The organism is Aureibaculum marinum, assembly GCF_003813905.1.
Classification (GTDB): Bacteria; Bacteroidota; Bacteroidia; order Flavobacteriales; family Flavobacteriaceae; genus Aureibaculum; species Aureibaculum marinum.
This window is the reverse complement of the sequence record NZ_RPFJ01000002.1, coordinates 83,621-99,806: the sequence shown is the minus strand read 5'-3', so window position 1 is coordinate 99,806 and position 16,186 is coordinate 83,621. Positions and strand designations below refer to the sequence as shown.

At 30.0% G+C, this 16,186-nt stretch carries 12 protein-coding genes; 6 read left to right on the top strand and 6 right to left on the bottom strand.

The annotated features are described in order from the left end of the window. The first annotated feature begins 236 nt into the window (after positions 1–236). From gldJ to EGM88_RS01255, 3 genes are all read left to right on the top strand, one after another. Entirely contained in the window at positions 237–1,970 is a 1,734-nt protein-coding gene (gldJ, locus tag EGM88_RS01265) for a gliding motility lipoprotein GldJ (RefSeq protein WP_123896089.1), read from the top strand. 68 nt (positions 1,971–2,038) lie between these two features. Then, positions 2,039–3,316: a UDP-N-acetylmuramoyl-tripeptide--D-alanyl-D-alanine ligase gene (locus EGM88_RS01260; protein ID WP_123896088.1), complete on the top strand. Its 1,278-nt coding sequence runs from the start codon at positions 2,039–2,041 to the stop codon at positions 3,314–3,316. A gap of 221 nt (positions 3,317–3,537) precedes the next feature. Next, a complete protein-coding gene (locus EGM88_RS01255; protein ID WP_123896086.1) occupies positions 3,538–4,653 on the top strand; it encodes a glycoside hydrolase family 10 protein in 1,116 nt (371 codons plus the stop codon). Between the two features lie 44 nt (positions 4,654–4,697). Here EGM88_RS01255 and EGM88_RS01250 read toward each other — a convergent pair whose 3' ends face one another. From EGM88_RS01250 to EGM88_RS01235, 4 genes are all read right to left on the bottom strand, one after another. Next, positions 4,698–6,224, bottom strand: a complete 1,527-nt coding sequence (locus EGM88_RS01250) for a phospholipase D family protein (RefSeq protein ID WP_123896084.1) — start codon at positions 6,222–6,224, stop codon at positions 4,698–4,700. A 40-nt stretch (positions 6,225–6,264) separates the two neighbouring features. Beyond that, positions 6,265–6,828: a DUF1572 family protein gene (locus EGM88_RS01245; protein WP_123896082.1), complete on the bottom strand. Its 564-nt coding sequence runs from the start codon at positions 6,826–6,828 to the stop codon at positions 6,265–6,267. A 58-nt stretch (positions 6,829–6,886) separates the two neighbouring features. Continuing rightward, positions 6,887–7,387: a peptide-methionine (R)-S-oxide reductase MsrB gene (gene msrB, locus EGM88_RS01240; protein ID WP_123896080.1), complete on the bottom strand. Its 501-nt coding sequence runs from the start codon at positions 7,385–7,387 to the stop codon at positions 6,887–6,889. A gap of 113 nt (positions 7,388–7,500) precedes the next feature. Further along, positions 7,501–8,352, bottom strand: a complete 852-nt coding sequence (locus tag EGM88_RS01235) for an alpha/beta hydrolase (RefSeq protein WP_123896078.1) — start codon at positions 8,350–8,352, stop codon at positions 7,501–7,503. An 89-nt stretch (positions 8,353–8,441) separates the two neighbouring features. Here EGM88_RS01235 and EGM88_RS01230 point away from each other — a divergent pair, with 89 nt between their 5' ends. Together EGM88_RS01230 and EGM88_RS01225 are read left to right on the top strand one after the other, a co-directional pair. Then, the gene (locus EGM88_RS01230) at positions 8,442–9,260 is read left to right on the top strand and encodes a M48 family metallopeptidase (protein WP_123896076.1); all 819 of its coding nucleotides are present in this window, start codon (positions 8,442–8,444) and stop codon (positions 9,258–9,260) included. An 86-nt stretch (positions 9,261–9,346) separates the two neighbouring features. Beyond that, complete coding sequence (locus EGM88_RS01225; protein ID WP_123896074.1) at positions 9,347–10,645, top strand: MFS transporter; 1,299 nt, start codon at positions 9,347–9,349, stop codon at positions 10,643–10,645. A 162-nt stretch (positions 10,646–10,807) separates the two neighbouring features. On the opposite strand, the gene EGM88_RS01220 is transcribed toward EGM88_RS01225, so the two are convergent. Continuing rightward, on the bottom strand, positions 10,808–12,559 hold the full coding sequence (locus EGM88_RS01220; RefSeq protein WP_123896072.1) for a DEAD/DEAH box helicase: 1,752 nt from the start codon (positions 12,557–12,559) through the stop codon (positions 10,808–10,810). A gap of 230 nt (positions 12,560–12,789) precedes the next feature. After that, the gene (locus EGM88_RS01215) at positions 12,790–14,202 is read right to left on the bottom strand and encodes a TlpA family protein disulfide reductase (protein WP_123896070.1); all 1,413 of its coding nucleotides are present in this window, start codon (positions 14,200–14,202) and stop codon (positions 12,790–12,792) included. Between the two features lie 150 nt (positions 14,203–14,352). On the opposite strand from EGM88_RS01215, the gene EGM88_RS01210 reads away from it, so the two are divergent. Beyond that, a complete protein-coding gene (locus tag EGM88_RS01210; RefSeq protein WP_123896069.1) occupies positions 14,353–15,978 on the top strand; it encodes an ABC-F family ATP-binding cassette domain-containing protein in 1,626 nt (541 codons plus the stop codon). Positions 15,979–16,186 lie beyond the last annotated feature (208 nt).

Sequence of the window (16,186 nt, the reverse complement as noted above, 5' to 3'; positions counted from 1 at the left end):
TCATACTTATTTAAAATAAGCCTCTATTAAATTTAAACATTAAATGCCTTGTATCAAAGGTTTGTTTTAAATGGTTACAAATTTAATTAGAATTAGTGTCATTTTTTATAACACAACATATAATAAAGAAATAAAACTATCGTTATACTAGCATTAATAGGCATAATGTGTCCAAAAAATAGACCCCTAATGCCGAAGGATTCAACTCTAAAATGAATAAATTAAGAAGTTTAAATATGAGAAGGTACATCGGAAACAAAGTTTTGTTAACATTACTAGTAGCAGCTACTTTAATAAGTTGTGGAAAAAAGTCCAGAACACATTCTGAACTTACAGGTTGGAGATTTAATGATCCAACTTATGGAGGTTTTACTGCCAATACTAATTATGCAGGCCAAAAGGTTCCGCCAGGAATGGTACTAATTGAAGGAGGTACATTTACTATGGGAAGTGTACAAGATGATGTTATGTTTGATTGGAATACAACTCCAACTAAGCAACAAGTACGTTCATTTTATATGGATGAGGCTGAAGTTACAAACTTAGAGTATTTGTTTTATTTACAATATTTAGAAAAAGTATATCCTCCTTCTGATGATAATTATAGAAAAATCTATCAAGCAGCTTTACCTGATACTTTGGTATGGAGAGACGCTTTAGGATTTAATGAATTATTATCTGAAGCTTATTTACGTCACCCATCTTATTCTGATTATCCTGTAGTTGGCGTGTCTTGGTTACAAGCAACAGAATATTGCAAATGGAGAACAGATAGAGTTAATGAAAAAATATTGATGGATAAAGGAGTACTTAAATCTTTATTTGATTTAGATTCTGTTAAAGTAGAAGGTAAAAATAGATTTGATACAGGTACTTATTTAGCAAATCCAGATTTATTGTTTGAAGGTAATGAAAGTATTTATGGTAGAGGGTTGCCAGATCCTAATCAACAAAAATCTAAAAAGAAAGATAGAAGTGCAAAAGATTCTACTTCAAGAAAAGACAGAAGATCTAGAAAGTCTGACCAAGGTTTTACTGGTCGTCATGTTAAAACTTCTGATGGTTTATTAACACAACGTTTTAGATTACCTACTGAGGCTGAATGGGAATATGCAGCTAAAGCAGAAATCGAAAACAGAGAGTATAACATGATTAGAGGTAGAAAAAAGTATGCTTGGAATGGATCAACTACGAGAGATCAATCTAGAAGAAGAGGTGGTGATCAGTTGGCTAACTTTAAACAAGGTAAAGGTGATTATAGTGGTTTAGCAGGTTGGAGTAATGATGGAGCTGATATTACTATAAAAGTAAAATCTTATGATCCAAATGCCTTTGGTTTGTATGATATGGCTGGTAATGTGGCTGAATGGGTTGCAGATGTATACAGACCTATAATTGATAACGAAGCTAATGACTTTAATTACTTTAGAGGTAATGTATTTAAAAAACCTCTAATTGACGAAGAAGGTAAAGTAGTAGTAGTTGATTATAACAGTATTGAGTTTGATACGTTGGATAATGGTAAAATTATACCAAAAGATTTACCAGGAAGTATTAAATATGTTCCAATTACAAAGCGTGATGCTTTTATGAGACCTAATTATGAAAAAGCAGATAATATTGCTATTAATGATGGCGATTTAGCTTCAACTAAATATTACTATGAAGATGAAGAAGATTTAGAGAGTAAACCTAGAATGTATAATTCACCTCAAACACCTAAACAAATAGGAGAAAGTGGTTTAATTATTCAACAATATGACACTAAGAAAAGAAATACTTTAATTAGTGACCAATCTAGAGTCTACAAAGGAGGTTCTTGGAGAGATAGAGCATATTGGTTAGATCCTGCTCAACGTAGATATCTACCTGAATATATGGCAACTAATTATATCGGATTTAGATGTGCAACAGATAAATTAGGTGCTATGTCTTACAAAAGAAGAAGAAAAGAACCAACAAGAAGATAAAACCTTTTAGATAATAAATAATTAAAACTCAATACAATTTGTATTGAGTTTTTTTTTAGTTTTAACCCATGCAAATACCAAATCTCTATTCGATATATAAAGAGTCATATAAAGTTTCTACAGACACTAGAAAAATTGAAAAAGGCTCTATATTTTTTGCCTTAAAAGGTGATAATTTTAATGGAAATAAATTTGCAGAAGATGCTCTTAAAAATGGAGCCGCTTATGCTATAGTTGATGAAAAAGTTTCTAAAACTAATGCCAATATTATTTTGGTAGATGATGTTTTAAAAACATTACAAGATTTAGCTGCATATCATCGTATGAAATTAAATATTCCAATTATTAGCTTAACAGGAAGTAATGGTAAAACAACAACCAAAGAGTTAATTAATGCTGTGCTGTTAAAAAAATATAAAACAACAGCAACTAAAGGCAACTTAAACAATCATATTGGAGTACCATTAACATTACTTTCTATGACTCCAGAAACTGAGATTGGTATTGTTGAAATGGGAGCAAACCACTTAAAAGAAATTGATTTTTTATGTAGTATTGCTCAACCAGATTTTGGATATATTACAAATTTTGGAAAGGCTCATTTGGAAGGTTTTGGAAGTGTTGAAGGAGTAATAAAAGGAAAATCTGAATTGTATAATTATTTAAAAATAAATAAAAAAAACGTTTTTGTAAATGCTAATGACACCACCCAATTAGAAAAGTCAGCTAATATTAACCGAATTACTTTTGGAGGTTCTAATGCTAACATTACTATTAGTTTTGTGCAAGCCAATCCGTTTGTTCAAGTTAAATTTGAAGATACTATAATTAAAAGCCAATTGATTGGAACTTATAATTATAATAATATTGCTGCAGCATTAGCTATAGGTACTTATTTTAAAGTAGAAAAAGAAGATTGTATTAATGCAATTGAACAGTATATACCTAGTAATAATCGTTCTCAAATTATTAATAAAAACACCAATAAAATTATTTTAGATGCTTATAATGCTAATCCTTCAAGTATGAAGGTAGCATTAGAAAATTTATCAGCATTAACAGATGCAAATAAAATTGCAATTTTAGGCGATATGTTTGAATTAGGACAAATGGCTTTAGATGAGCATCAAGGTATTATTGATAACCTTAACAAACTCTCTCTAAAAAAAGTATTTTTAATTGGTGAAAATTTTTCTAATTGTTCTACCTCCAATAAAGATGTAATAGTTTTAAAATCATATCAAGAATTTGAACGGTATTTTGAAAATATTAATATTACCAATGCTACTATTTTAATTAAAGCATCTAGAAGTATGGCTTTAGAAAGGGTTTTAGATTTATTATAATTTTATTCTTTCAGATGCATTTGTAGCTACTTTTCAAGAATAAAAATTAATGTTCGTTTAGTTATAGAATCCTAACCGTGTTTGTTGTTATTTTATTGACTCTTTAAATTTCAATTTTCACCTGTTGATAGTTAGTTAATTTAGGAAATATCATTCCATTTATGACGCAGAATCTCTCCCAAATTTTGTACTTTTGTCTCTTAATTTAATCAGCCTTTATTATGAGTAGAATATTCTCTATTTTAGTATTAGTTTCCTTTTTTATTTCTTGTACTTCTAAAGATAAAATTCCTGTAATGGTATGGACAGGAGGTCCGGGAGAAGCTTCAGATGCTGAAATTTTAGAGAAGTTTAATACTTTTAAAGAACATGGTATAGATGGAGTAATGTATAATGGAGGGCAAAATCCAGAAATCTATAAACGTGTTGGTAAATTAGCTAAAGATGCAGGTTTAGAGTTTCATACTTGGATTCCTACGATGATTCAATCTAATAATTCTGAATTAAAACCAGAATGGTATATGGTAAACCGTTTGGGAGAATCTGCTTATGATAAACCTGTTTATGTACCGTATTATAAAATTTTATGCCCAAGCAGAGAAGAGGTTTATAATTTTTTATCAAACATGTATACTAAAGTGGCAGAAGTACCTGAAGTAGAAGGTATTCATTTAGATTATATCCGTTTCCCAGATGTTATTTTGGCTGAAGGATTATGGGAAAAATATGGTTTGGTAATGGATAAGGAATATCCTAAATATGATTATTGCTACTGTGATGTTTGTACCTCTAATTTTAAAGAGAAAACAGGTATAGATATTAAAGAAGTAGAAGATCCTAGTCAGGTGGAAGAATGGGGGCAGTTTAGATATGACTTAATTACTAGTTTGGTAAATCGCTTAGCTGCTGATGTTCATGAGACAGGTAAACAAATAACTTCAGCTGTATTTCCAGGACCATCAATTTCAAAAAAATTAGTCCGACAAGAATGGAATAAATGGAATGTGGATGCTATCTATCCAATGAATTATAACGATTTTTATTTAAAAGATGCCAAATGGGTAGGAGATATGGTAAAAGAAGAAGTAACTTCTGTAAACAATAAAAAACCTATTTATAGTGGATTGTTTATAACTCCTTTTCCTAGTGAAAAAGACAAACATTCTGATCCTGAAAATCATGGTTTAGCACCTGAGGAAATGGTTGAAGCTATAGAGCTGTCTATGGTAAATGGTGCTACTGGTATTTGTTTATTTACTCCAGAACGTATGACAGATGAACATTGGAAACTTTTTAAAGAGGCTATTCATAAAGATTATAGTAGTTTAGTTAAATAGTGTTGTAATAATTAGAATTTAGCCCGCTTTAGATAATTATTTTATCATAATATTTCTTTAGGTATAATTTTTCGTGTCCATGTTTTAATACGTTTGCTAGTTTTAACTTTAGAGTCAGGATTAAAGTCTAGTGTAGTACGCCAAGAATTTTCAGGTTTAAACTCTATTTCAAAACCTTTTTGAACACCTTCCGCTATTTTGGTGTTGTTTATAATGGTTATACATTCTGTATTTAGGTTTGCACTTCTAGGGTCTAAATTAAAAGTTCCGATAACAGTAGTTTTACTATCAATAACCATTGATTTTGAGTGTAATCCAAAAATAGGCTTAAAGTCAAGTGTTTTTTGTAATTGACCAGTCATAATTTTAAAACGCTCTTCAGCATCAGGTCTAAATTCGTAAATTTCTACTCCAGTTTTTAATAGTGCTTTTCTATCTCGTTGGTACCCACTAAAAGCTTCTAAATTATCTGTAGAAGCTAAACTGTTTGTTAAAATTCTGATTTTCACACCTCTATCTACTGCATTTTTAAAAAGAGTTCTACTTAGTTTTGTAGTGATTAAATATGGAGTTTGTATATCAATTGACGTAGTAGCATTTTTAACTAACTCAATTAGGGCATCTGTTGTATAACCGCCTCCACCCAAACCTTCAGAACCATCGTTTTTTCCAGGAGCATCTGATATAAATGATATGTCGTTTGTCCAAATTAAACCTCCAGATTCTTTAATTTTTTTAAAGGCTGTTGGTAAGTTTTCAATTTCTGTTCTAATTTGAGGCCAAAAATTTTCAGGATTACAAGCGTATTGGTGCAGTTTATTAAACCGTTGAGGGGCGTTATAATTCTCAGGGAGTTTGTCTGCTAATGTTTCAATAGGAACACTTAAATTGTTGTTCCAAAATTGTTCAAAAGATTGTTCTATTTTCGGGGCTATTTTTCCTATTAAAAGTACATCTCTATCTCTAAAATTATATTCATGATCATAATCAAAGTATTCGTCAGCAATATTTCTACCGCCGGTAATAACTACTTTTTTATCAACAATAAAAGTTTTATTATGCATTCTTAAATTAGCAGTTCTAAAATCAGTGGCAAATTTTTTAAGTTTACTCACTATGTTTTTACCAAGATTAACACCAGGATTGTAAACTTTAATAGAAATGTTTTTATGACTTTGCATCATTAGTATATCGTCTAATTCAGCATCAACCATAATGTCATCTATTAAAATTCTTACTTTTACACCTCGATTTGCTGCTCTAACCAAATAATCACAAGCGATTAGTCCAACATTGTCAGTAGAAAAAATAAAATATTGAATATCTATGGTTTTTTCAGCATAGTCTGTAAGCCAAGCACGTGTAATTAATGACCCTCCACCATCTTCTAAAACATAAACTCCTGTTTTAGTTTTCATTTTTTGTGAAAAATCAGCTAACTCTTCAGAAAGACTTATACTGTCATTTCTATGTATGGTTTCGCAGAAGTTTTTGTTATTTATTGAGTTTTCAATTTTCTGTTGGCATGAAACTAAAGCGAATAGAAATATTAAAATAAAGAATTTGTACATAAAGAATATTTAATTGCAATTTAAATAAAAGTGACTATACTTATAAGTTCTCAAAATTATCAGTAAAATGTCCCCTATGTTTTTCTTTTTGAAATTTACTTTTATTATATATAGACGACTTGTTTTTTGGAATAGAAAGGCTAGTCCAAGAATTGTCTTTAATTAATTTTGCAATATAAACCAATTGGCCAATGTGATAAGAATAATGGCATAATTGTCTGTTTATAGCTTCGATAACAGAATGTCCTTCATTTCTGATGTAAACTATTTGTGAAAGATTTTCGGGTTTTAGAGCTGAGATAATATTAAATAAACTGTTCCATCCTTTTTCCCAATCTTTTATCATTTCATCTTTCGTGGCATAGGTGTCTTCAAATTCTTTATCTCTATGTCTCCAATTTTTTTCACCATCTTCAGTGTAAAAGTTAGTCCATCGAGACAACATGTTTCCTACAATATGTTTAACAATAATAGCAATACTATTACTGTTTTCATTAGGTTGCCAGTGTATTTCTGAAGCATTTAGCTGATCAAAAGTTTTATCGCCTAAACTTTTATAGTATGCGAATTGCTTTTGAATACTTTCGATGTAATTTTTATTCATAACGATATAAAAAAGAGTCCTAATTTCTAGGACTCTAAATTTAAGTAAATTATATCGGTTATTTTTTCTCGGCAGGAATAAATTTTATGGAACTCGTATTTACACAATATCGTTTTCCAGTAGTTTCTTTTGGACCATCGTCAAAAATGTGACCTAAATGTCCATCGCATCTTGTACAAGTTATTTCTGTACGTATCATGCCATGACTTGTATCTTTTTTAAAATCAATAGTTCCAGGAATAGCATCGTCAAAAGAAGGCCAACCACAGTTACTTTCATACTTACTTCCAGATTCAAAAAGTTGAGCATTACAAGCTCTGCAAACATAAGTCCCTTTTTCAAAGTGTTTAGTGTATCCATAATTTCCAGGTCTATCCGTACCTTTTTGGCGTAAAACGTAATATTCTTGCTCTGTTAATTCAGCTTTCCATTCCGCTTCTGTTTTTACAATTTTATTTTTGTCTTCTGCCATTTTTTTATCTTCTTTTTTGTTTTTTTGAGCATTACTTGTACAGCTAAGTAGTAATGTGATGGTGAATAAAGTTAGTATGTTTTTCATTAATTTAAAATAGATTTACGTTCATTAACTTAGAACTTTAACAATTACTAGACTTTAAGTAATGTTAAATTAAACTTTGGTATTCAAGTAAATCCATTTAAGAGAAATCTAATTTAGTGCTCTTTTAAAAAAGATATAATTTTAGAAATAATCTTGTGGTCTCTTAATATTTTTCGATGTCCTAAGTTTTTAGTAATTAAAAGTTCTCCTTTTGATAGGTTTTGTCGTATTTTGTAAGCAGAACTTACATTTACATCTTTATCTTGAGTATCATGGACTACCAAAGTAGGAATATTTACTTTTTTAGCATTTTCAATGGCAGATAGTGACTCCATATCAACTTTAAATGAAGATTTAATCTGCTTTTTCATGTGTTCAGCTACTTTAGGGTTTAGTTTTAGTTTTTGAACAAAAACATCTAAAATTTTATTATTAGAACCTGCGGTCCCTATTATTACCATTTTTTTGAAAAATGAATTGTCAGTACTGCTGTTTATTAAACTTATGCCTCCAAAAGAATGCCCTATGGCAGCCTCAAAAGGTCCAAATTTTTCATTTATATATTTAATGGTTGCAATAGATTCTAACATGTTTGTAGTTTTACCAGATGAAAGCCCGTGAGCTGGTAAATCAAAACTGATAACCATCATTCCATTTTCTAGTAGTTTATCTGCTATTTCATAAAGTTGAGTACCTCGTCCTGCCCACCCATGAACTAAAAGAACTTTAGTTTTTGAAAATCCATATTCATACACGTTAACATCTTTTTTGATTTCAGGAATTGTTACTAAAATATTTTTAGCACTTTTACGCATCATTACCTCTCTTTCAGGTATTTTAAATTGAGGAGGAGTGGTAAAAAGTTTAATAGCAAAACTTGCAGCTAATTTATTAGAAAATAATTGTAGAAATTGACCTGTTCGAATTATTGAATTTGGGATTTCAAAAGAGTTTTTCTTTGGCATTAAAATAAGATTAGATGTAGTTTAATGTAAAAACGAAATTAATCATTTTTTGTATATTTACTCTTATAAAAAAACTTAAAAAAATACACATGAAAAAAATTACAACTCTAACTTTAGTAACTTTATTTTTAATTAGTTGTAGTACTGTACCTATAACTGGTAGAAAAAGAGTAAATTTTGTAAGTGATGCAGAAGTTTTGCCTATGGCTTTTGCACAATATAAGGGGTTTTTGGAAGAGAATAAACTTTCTAATAACAAAACTAAAACTAACGAAATAAAAGAAGTTGGAGCAAGAATATCTCAAGCAGTAGATAGATTTATGCGGGTAAATGGTATGGAAGCGGAAGCTGATAGCTATGAATGGGAATTTAATTTGGTTGAAGATGAAACTGTAAATGCTTGGTGTATGCCTGGAGGTAAAGTAGTTTTTTATACAGGTATTTTACCTGTCTGTAAGAATACGGATGGTATTGCAGCAGTAATGGGGCATGAGGTTGCTCATGCGTTTGCAAAACATGGTCAAGAACGTATGTCAACAGGACAATTACAACAATTGGGAGGTGTGGCAGTTGCAGTTGCTACCGCAAATAAATCACCTGAACAGCAACAAATTTGGAATACAGCTTATGGTATTGGCTCTCAGGTTGGTGTAATGTTACCTTTTAGTAGAACTCATGAGCGTGAAGCAGATCGATTAGGATTGGTATTTATGATAATGGCTGGATATAACGGAGAAGAGGCTGCTGAAGTTTGGGTTAGGATGAGTGAACTAGCAGGCGGACAAGCTCCTCCAGAAATATTAAGTACGCACCCTTCAAATGAATCTAGAATTGAAGATTTAAAAGCGTATTTGCCACAAGCTAAAGCTTATGCTGAAAAGTTTAATGCTGAAGCTGTTTCAAATTAAATTTTATTATTCTTTTAAAATAATTAGTACATTGTAAGCCGTATTTCAATAGAAATACGGCTTTTTGTTTGTCAACCAATTATCCTATGTTAAAAAAAGGAGATAAAAAACTTATAAATGCTTGGTCTTTTTACGATTGGGCTAATTCTGTTTATTCTTTAGTAATTTCTACTGCAGTTTTTCCAATATATTATGGTGTAGTAACTGAAAGTTATGAAACCGTATCCTTTTTAGGAGGAAATTTTGACCCCATTACTTTGTATAATTATGCGTTGTCATTTTCTTTTTTAATTGTAGCTTTTCTTTCTCCAATTTTATCTGGTATAGCTGATTATACAGGCAACAAAAAGAAATTTTTGAAAGTATTTTGTTTTTTAGGCTCGTTTTCTGTTATGAGTCTATTTTTCTTTACAGGAATTGATACACTTTGGATAGGTATTGTTTTTACAATTTTAGCAAGTATTGGCTTTTGGGGAAGCCTTGTTTTTTATAATGCCTATTTGCCAGAAGTTGCTTTTCCTGAGCAACAAGATAAAGTAAGTGCAAAAGGTTTTATGCTTGGATATACAGGCTCAATTTTATTACTATTAATTAATCTTTTGATGATTCAAAAACCTGAATTGTTAGGTTTTTTAGATAGTGCCATGCCTACAAGATTAACGTTTTTAATGGTTGGTGTTTGGTGGCTAGGTTTTGCTCAAATTACATTTAAAAGATTGCCTAATAATGTTTTTCACAAAAAGCCAGAGAAAGATTATATATGGAAAGGTTTTAAAGAACTGAAAATAGTTTTTAAAGATGTGATAAATTACCCGTCTTTAAAGATATTTTTAATTTCGTTTTTCTTGTTTAGTGTAGGAGTTCAAACCATTGTTTTAATGGCAGGTATTTTTGGAAGTAAAGAGCTAGGTTTACCAACATCAAATCTTATAGCAGCAATATTATTAGTTCAAATTGTAGCAATAGTAGGGGCGTTTATATTTTCAAGATTGTCTAGTAAATTGGGTAATATAACTACATTAAAAATTACCATTGCAATTTGGGGATTGGTATGTTTTTTAGCTTTTTCGTTAGATAAAACTCAAGAAAATGTAGCTATTTATTTTTATGTGTTGGGTGGCTTTATAGGATTAGTTTTAGGAGCTATACAATCCTTGTCAAGATCTACTTACTCAAAATTGCTGCCTGAAACGACAGATCATGCTACTTATTTTAGCTTTTATGATGTTACTGAAAAAATAGCCATTGTTTTAGGAACTTTTGTTTTTGGGGCATTAATTTCTATGACGGGTTCTATGCAATGGAGTGTACTCTTTTTAGCGATTTTCTTTTTGGTATCTTTTGTGGTATTGAGTTTTGTAAAGAAAACAAAATATGTGAAATAGGAGCTGAAGATAAATGATTACTGAGTAAAAAAAATTACCTTACTCTTTAAAAATTTCTTTTAAAGAGTAAGGTAATATCAATCACTTTTTAAAGGTCTAGAGTTTATCCTAGAAAAAGCTATTATTAATTATAGCGTTTATAAAATTAGAGTAGGTTAAATTTTATCTTTTACCACTTCTTTTATTTCCACCAAAAGCACCTTTTCTTTTACTTTTGTATCCTCCACCTGTAGAGCTTTTTCCTTTATAGCCACTTTTGTTAGAGCGTCTATCACTTCCAAAACTACGTTTTTTTCCACTTCTTCTTCCACCGCCTTTTGGCTTTTTAGTAATTTCAACAATTAGTGATCTGCCATCAAATTCTGAATGTTCAAAGGCTTCAATAACCTTATCGGCATACGCTTTGTCAATTTCAAAAAACGAAAAACTTTTTAGAATTTCAATTTGTCCAATTTCAACATCTCTCTTTTTTAGATTTTCATTAATTAAACCCATCAGTTTTGCTGGATTTAATCCGTCCATTTTACCAATGTTGATATAGAATCTAGTAAAATTTTCGTCACTACTTCGTCTACGCTCTCTAGAATCGTCACCATTTAAATCTTCAGCATCTTCATAGTACGATAAGAATTGGTTAAATTCAATAGAAACAAATCGTTTTATCAATTCATTTGGTTCAATATCTTTTAATTGATCGTAAATACTATCTAAATAAGGACTAATTTGTTCTTCATTTACTTCAACATCTTTTATTTTTTCGATAAGAGTAAATAGTTGCTTTTCACAAATTTCTTTTCCTCCAGGAACTTGTTGATGAATAAATTTTTTTCCAATTTTATTCTCAATAGGTTTAAGAGCATTTTTTTCTCGATTATTAATTATAGCAATAGAAATTCCTTTTTTTCCAGCTCTACCAGTTCTACCACTTCTATGTGTGTAGTTTTCAGCTTGATCTGGTAATTTATAATTTATAACATGAGTTAAGTCATCTACATCTAAACCTCTGGCTGCTACATCAGTAGCTACTAGAATTTGTAAATGTTTGGCTCTAAATTTCTCCATTACAATATCACGTTGTGCTTGTGATAAATCACCGTGTAGTGCATCTGCATTATATCCATCCTCAATTAAATTAGCAGCAACATTTTTAGCTTCTCGTCTAGTTCTACAAAAAACAATTCCGTAAATGTCAGGGTTTACATCCGCTAACCTTTTTAGTGTGGGATATCTATTTTTTTCTGAAACTAAATAATATTCATGAGAAACTTTGTCTGCTCCAACATTTTTCTTCCCTGCACTAATTTCTACAGGTTTGTGCATGTAATTTCTAGCAATAGCATCTACTTCTTTTGGAAAAGTAGCCGAAAATAATAAGGTTTGTTTTTCTTTTGGAGTAACTTCTAAAATTTGATCAAGATCATCTTTAAACCCCATATTTAACATCTCATCAGCTTCATCAAGTACTACCCATTTAATGTCTTTTAATTTTAACTGTTTTCGTTTAATTAAATCAACAGTTCGACCAGGAGTTCCAACTACTATTTGGGCTCCTTTTTTAAGTCCTCTAATTTGTTCATCAATGTTAGCTCCACCATAAACGGTTACTACATTAACTCGCTTCATGTATTTTGAAAAATCTTCAATGTTTTTTCCAATTTGTATGGCGAGTTCTCGCGTAGGAGATAAAATAATAGCTTGTGTGGTTTTGTTTTCGTTATCTAATTTTTCTAAGATAGGTAAGCTAAACGCAGCTGTTTTTCCAGTTCCTGTTTGTGCAAAAGCTTTTAAATCACTATTTGAATTAATAATTTGAGGAATGGATTGTTTTTGAATAGGTGTAGGTTTTTCATAACCTAAATCTGTCAACGCATTGACAATTTCTTGGCTTAAGCCAAGTTCATTAAATAAAGACATATTTTTTAAATTTTATCAAACTAAGGCTTCCCAATTGTGCTGTCTTAGCAGATAAATAAGCCTTTTCGTTTTATGAGGTTGCAAAAGTAGGCTTAATTTAATAAAATAGAGCTACTTCAGCAACTTTTCTTGATTAATAAGTAAAAAGATGTAAAAAATTATGACGTTATTTAAAAGTTAACTTAGTTGTAATGCCTTGTAAAAGTATTGTTTAGAATAACTTTCTAAAGTTATTGAGGGGCATTAAATGTTTTAATTAATTTTTTTTCAAATTGACTATTAGCTAAATGTGTCATGTTATTTTGAATATAACCATTTTTATCAATTAAAATTGCTCGTGGAAAATTAATGTCTAGCCAACTAATTCCTTTATTTATATAGTATTGATTGTGATGGTTTAATTTTTTTCGTTTGATTAAGTTTTTCCATTCAGCTTCGCTATAAGCTGAAGTAAGGCCTATAAAAGAATAGTCTGGATATTTTTTTTCTAAATAATTAACTCGCCTTGCAAAATAGTCCATTTGGCTAGAATTAGTTGGCCATGTACAAATAACTGTATTCTTGTTTTTTATTATTTTATTAAGATTAACAGTTTTACCTAAATAATTAATAGGCGATATTTTTGGAAATAAATGGCCTTTAGGCAATTCTTTAGAAACGTTTATTAAATTAGAAATTTCAGCTACACTTTTTTTGTCAGTAGAATGATCAAAAAATAATCGAGTCGCTCGTTCTTTTTCAGAGTCAGAAGTATTGTCATTTAATAAAGTATACCAGATACCCATGTATAAAAATTCATTCTTAATTGATTCGTTTTCAATATTTTCTAGAGCAACTTGCATCATGTTAACATCCACATCGCTACTAAAACTATCTAATACTTGTTTTTCATAAGCCAAATGGTGCATATATGCTCTTACATAATTTTGATAAGGATAAAAACCTATAAGTTCTTTATCATTAAGATTGATATTTTTTCTAAATTTAAAAAAACGAGGATGAATTTTGGGATGTACATTAGACCGCATAGCTTTCATGTGGTTATGAGGAAAAATTTCTTTTTTTGTGTAAAGAGGATAATTAATGGCTGTAGTTACTAATTTATCAAATAACGCAGAACTTTCCGTAACTTCATCTTTAAATTGAGCATATAGTAAATTTTTTAATTTTAAAATGGAATCAATTTTAAGCTGAAAGAGACTGTCATTTAATTTATAAAATTTATAAAAAGATCTGTCTTCTTTTTGATTAACTAAAAATAGATTAATTAAAAAATTGTTACGTTCAGCACCTCTTCCACTGAATACCAAAGATTCATCAAAATCCCAAGTATTTAAGCGAATAAGTAAACTGTCATTTGATTCCATATATACATATTGGAATTCAACGCCATGTTTAAAAGTATATAGTCCTTGAGAGAAATTATCTAGTTTTATTAAAAAACGATTGTTTTTTAATATAGCAGAATCTATTAGTTCGTCATTTTTATAAAAGAATACCTTATCAGATTTTGGGTTAATAATTTGTCCTCCAAAATAGGCAACATCAGTCTTTGCTTTATTCTTACAGCCAGAAAAAAGGATGTAAGAAAGCAATAAAAATGAAAATTTAAGGGAATAAAAAGAATGTAATGGTTTAAACAAATTGTACAATTTTTACTAGACAATACAAAGTTAGTTATTCATTAAATTGTTGTTAGTTAATAGGATGTTAAAATATTGAACTTAAAATGCAGTACATTTCTTTTATAGCATTGCATTCGTTACTTTTGCACCAAATTTAAAAAAAATATAATGTTATCAGTTTCTAATTTATCAGTGCAATTCGGAAAACGGGTTTTATTTGACGAAGTTAATATTAATTTTACGCAAGGTAATTGCTATGGGATAATTGGTGCTAATGGTGCCGGGAAATCTACATTTTTAAAGATAATTTCAGGAGAAATTGAACCTACTTCAGGAAGTGTATCTTTGGAAAAAGGGAAACGTATGTCTGTGCTTTCTCAAGATCATAATGCAGCCGATGAGTATCCTGTTTTAGAAACCGTTTTAAGAGGAAACAAGCAGCTTTTTAAAGTAAAAACTGAAATTGATGCCTTGTATGCTGATTATTCTGATGAAAATGCTGAACGTATTGGTGAATTACAGGTAGAGTTTGAAGAAATGAATGGTTGGAATGCTGAAAGTGATGCCGCCGCATTGTTGTCTAATTTAGGTGTAAAAGAAGATCAACATTTTACATTAATGAAAGATTTAGATGGTAAAGCTAAAGTGCGTGTTTTACTAGCACAAGCTTTATTTGGAAATCCGGATGTATTGATTATGGATGAGCCTACTAACGATTTGGATTATGAAACTATTAAATGGTTAGAAAATTTTTTAGCCAACTATGAAAATACTGTAATTGTAGTTTCGCATGATAGACACTTTTTAGATGCTGTATGTACACATATTTCTGATATAGATTTTGGTAAAATAAATAATTATTCAGGTAATTATTCTTTTTGGTATGAATCTAGTCAATTGGCAGCTCGTCAACGTTCTCAACAAAATAAAAAAGCTGAGGAAAAGAAAAAAGAACTTGAGGAATTTATCCGTCGTTTTTCCGCCAATGTTGCTAAATCTAAACAAGCAACCAGTAGAAAAAAAATGATTGACAAATTGAATATTTCAGACATTAAGCCATCAAGCAGAAGATATCCGGCCATAATTTTTGAACGTGAACGTGAAGCGGGTGATCAAATTTTAAATGTTGAAGGGTTAAAAAAATCAATTGATGGCGAATTATTATTTGATAACATAAATATTAATTTAGCCAAAGGAGATAAGGTTGTTATTTACTCAAAAGATTCAAGAGCGGTTACTGCATTTTTTGAAATAATAAATGGAAACCTAGAACCTGATGCTGGTAAGTTTTCTTGGGGAGTAACTACAACGCAAGCTTATTTGCCATTAGAAAATTCACATTTTTTTAATAATGATTTAAACTTAGTAGATTGGTTAAGACAATGGGCCACTACGGAAGAGGAAAGGGAAGAAGTTTATATTCGTGGGTTTTTAGGAAAAATGATTTTTAGTGGAGAAGAAGCCTTGAAAAAATGTAGTGTACTTTCTGGTGGAGAAAAAGTTCGTTGTATGTTGTCTAGAATGATGATGCTTAGAGCTAATGTGTTAATGTTAGATGAGCCTACAAATCACTTAGATTTAGAGTCGATACAAGCTTTTAACAACTCACTTAAAAACTTTAAAGGAAACGTGTTGTTTGCTACACATGATCATGAATTTGCTCAAACTGTAGCCAATCGTGTTATAGAATTAACTCCTCAAGGTGTTATTGATAGATATATGACTTTTGATGAGTATTTCGAAGATAAAAAAATAAAAGAGCAAAGAGAAAAAATGTATAAACTTGTTAATTAAGAACAAGTAATCAAATGTTTTGTGTTTAGTAACATAAAGGAAACTATTAATTATTAGGTTTTTTATCTTAAATTCAAGGTTAATGTTTCGCTTCACCTTATGTTTTTGAAGTTATAAAAATTTACTTTTCTTTCAATATAAAATTAAAATCGGCAGAAGACTATATAGTCCACTGCCGATTTTTTATTGTTATCGCGTAAAATACTGT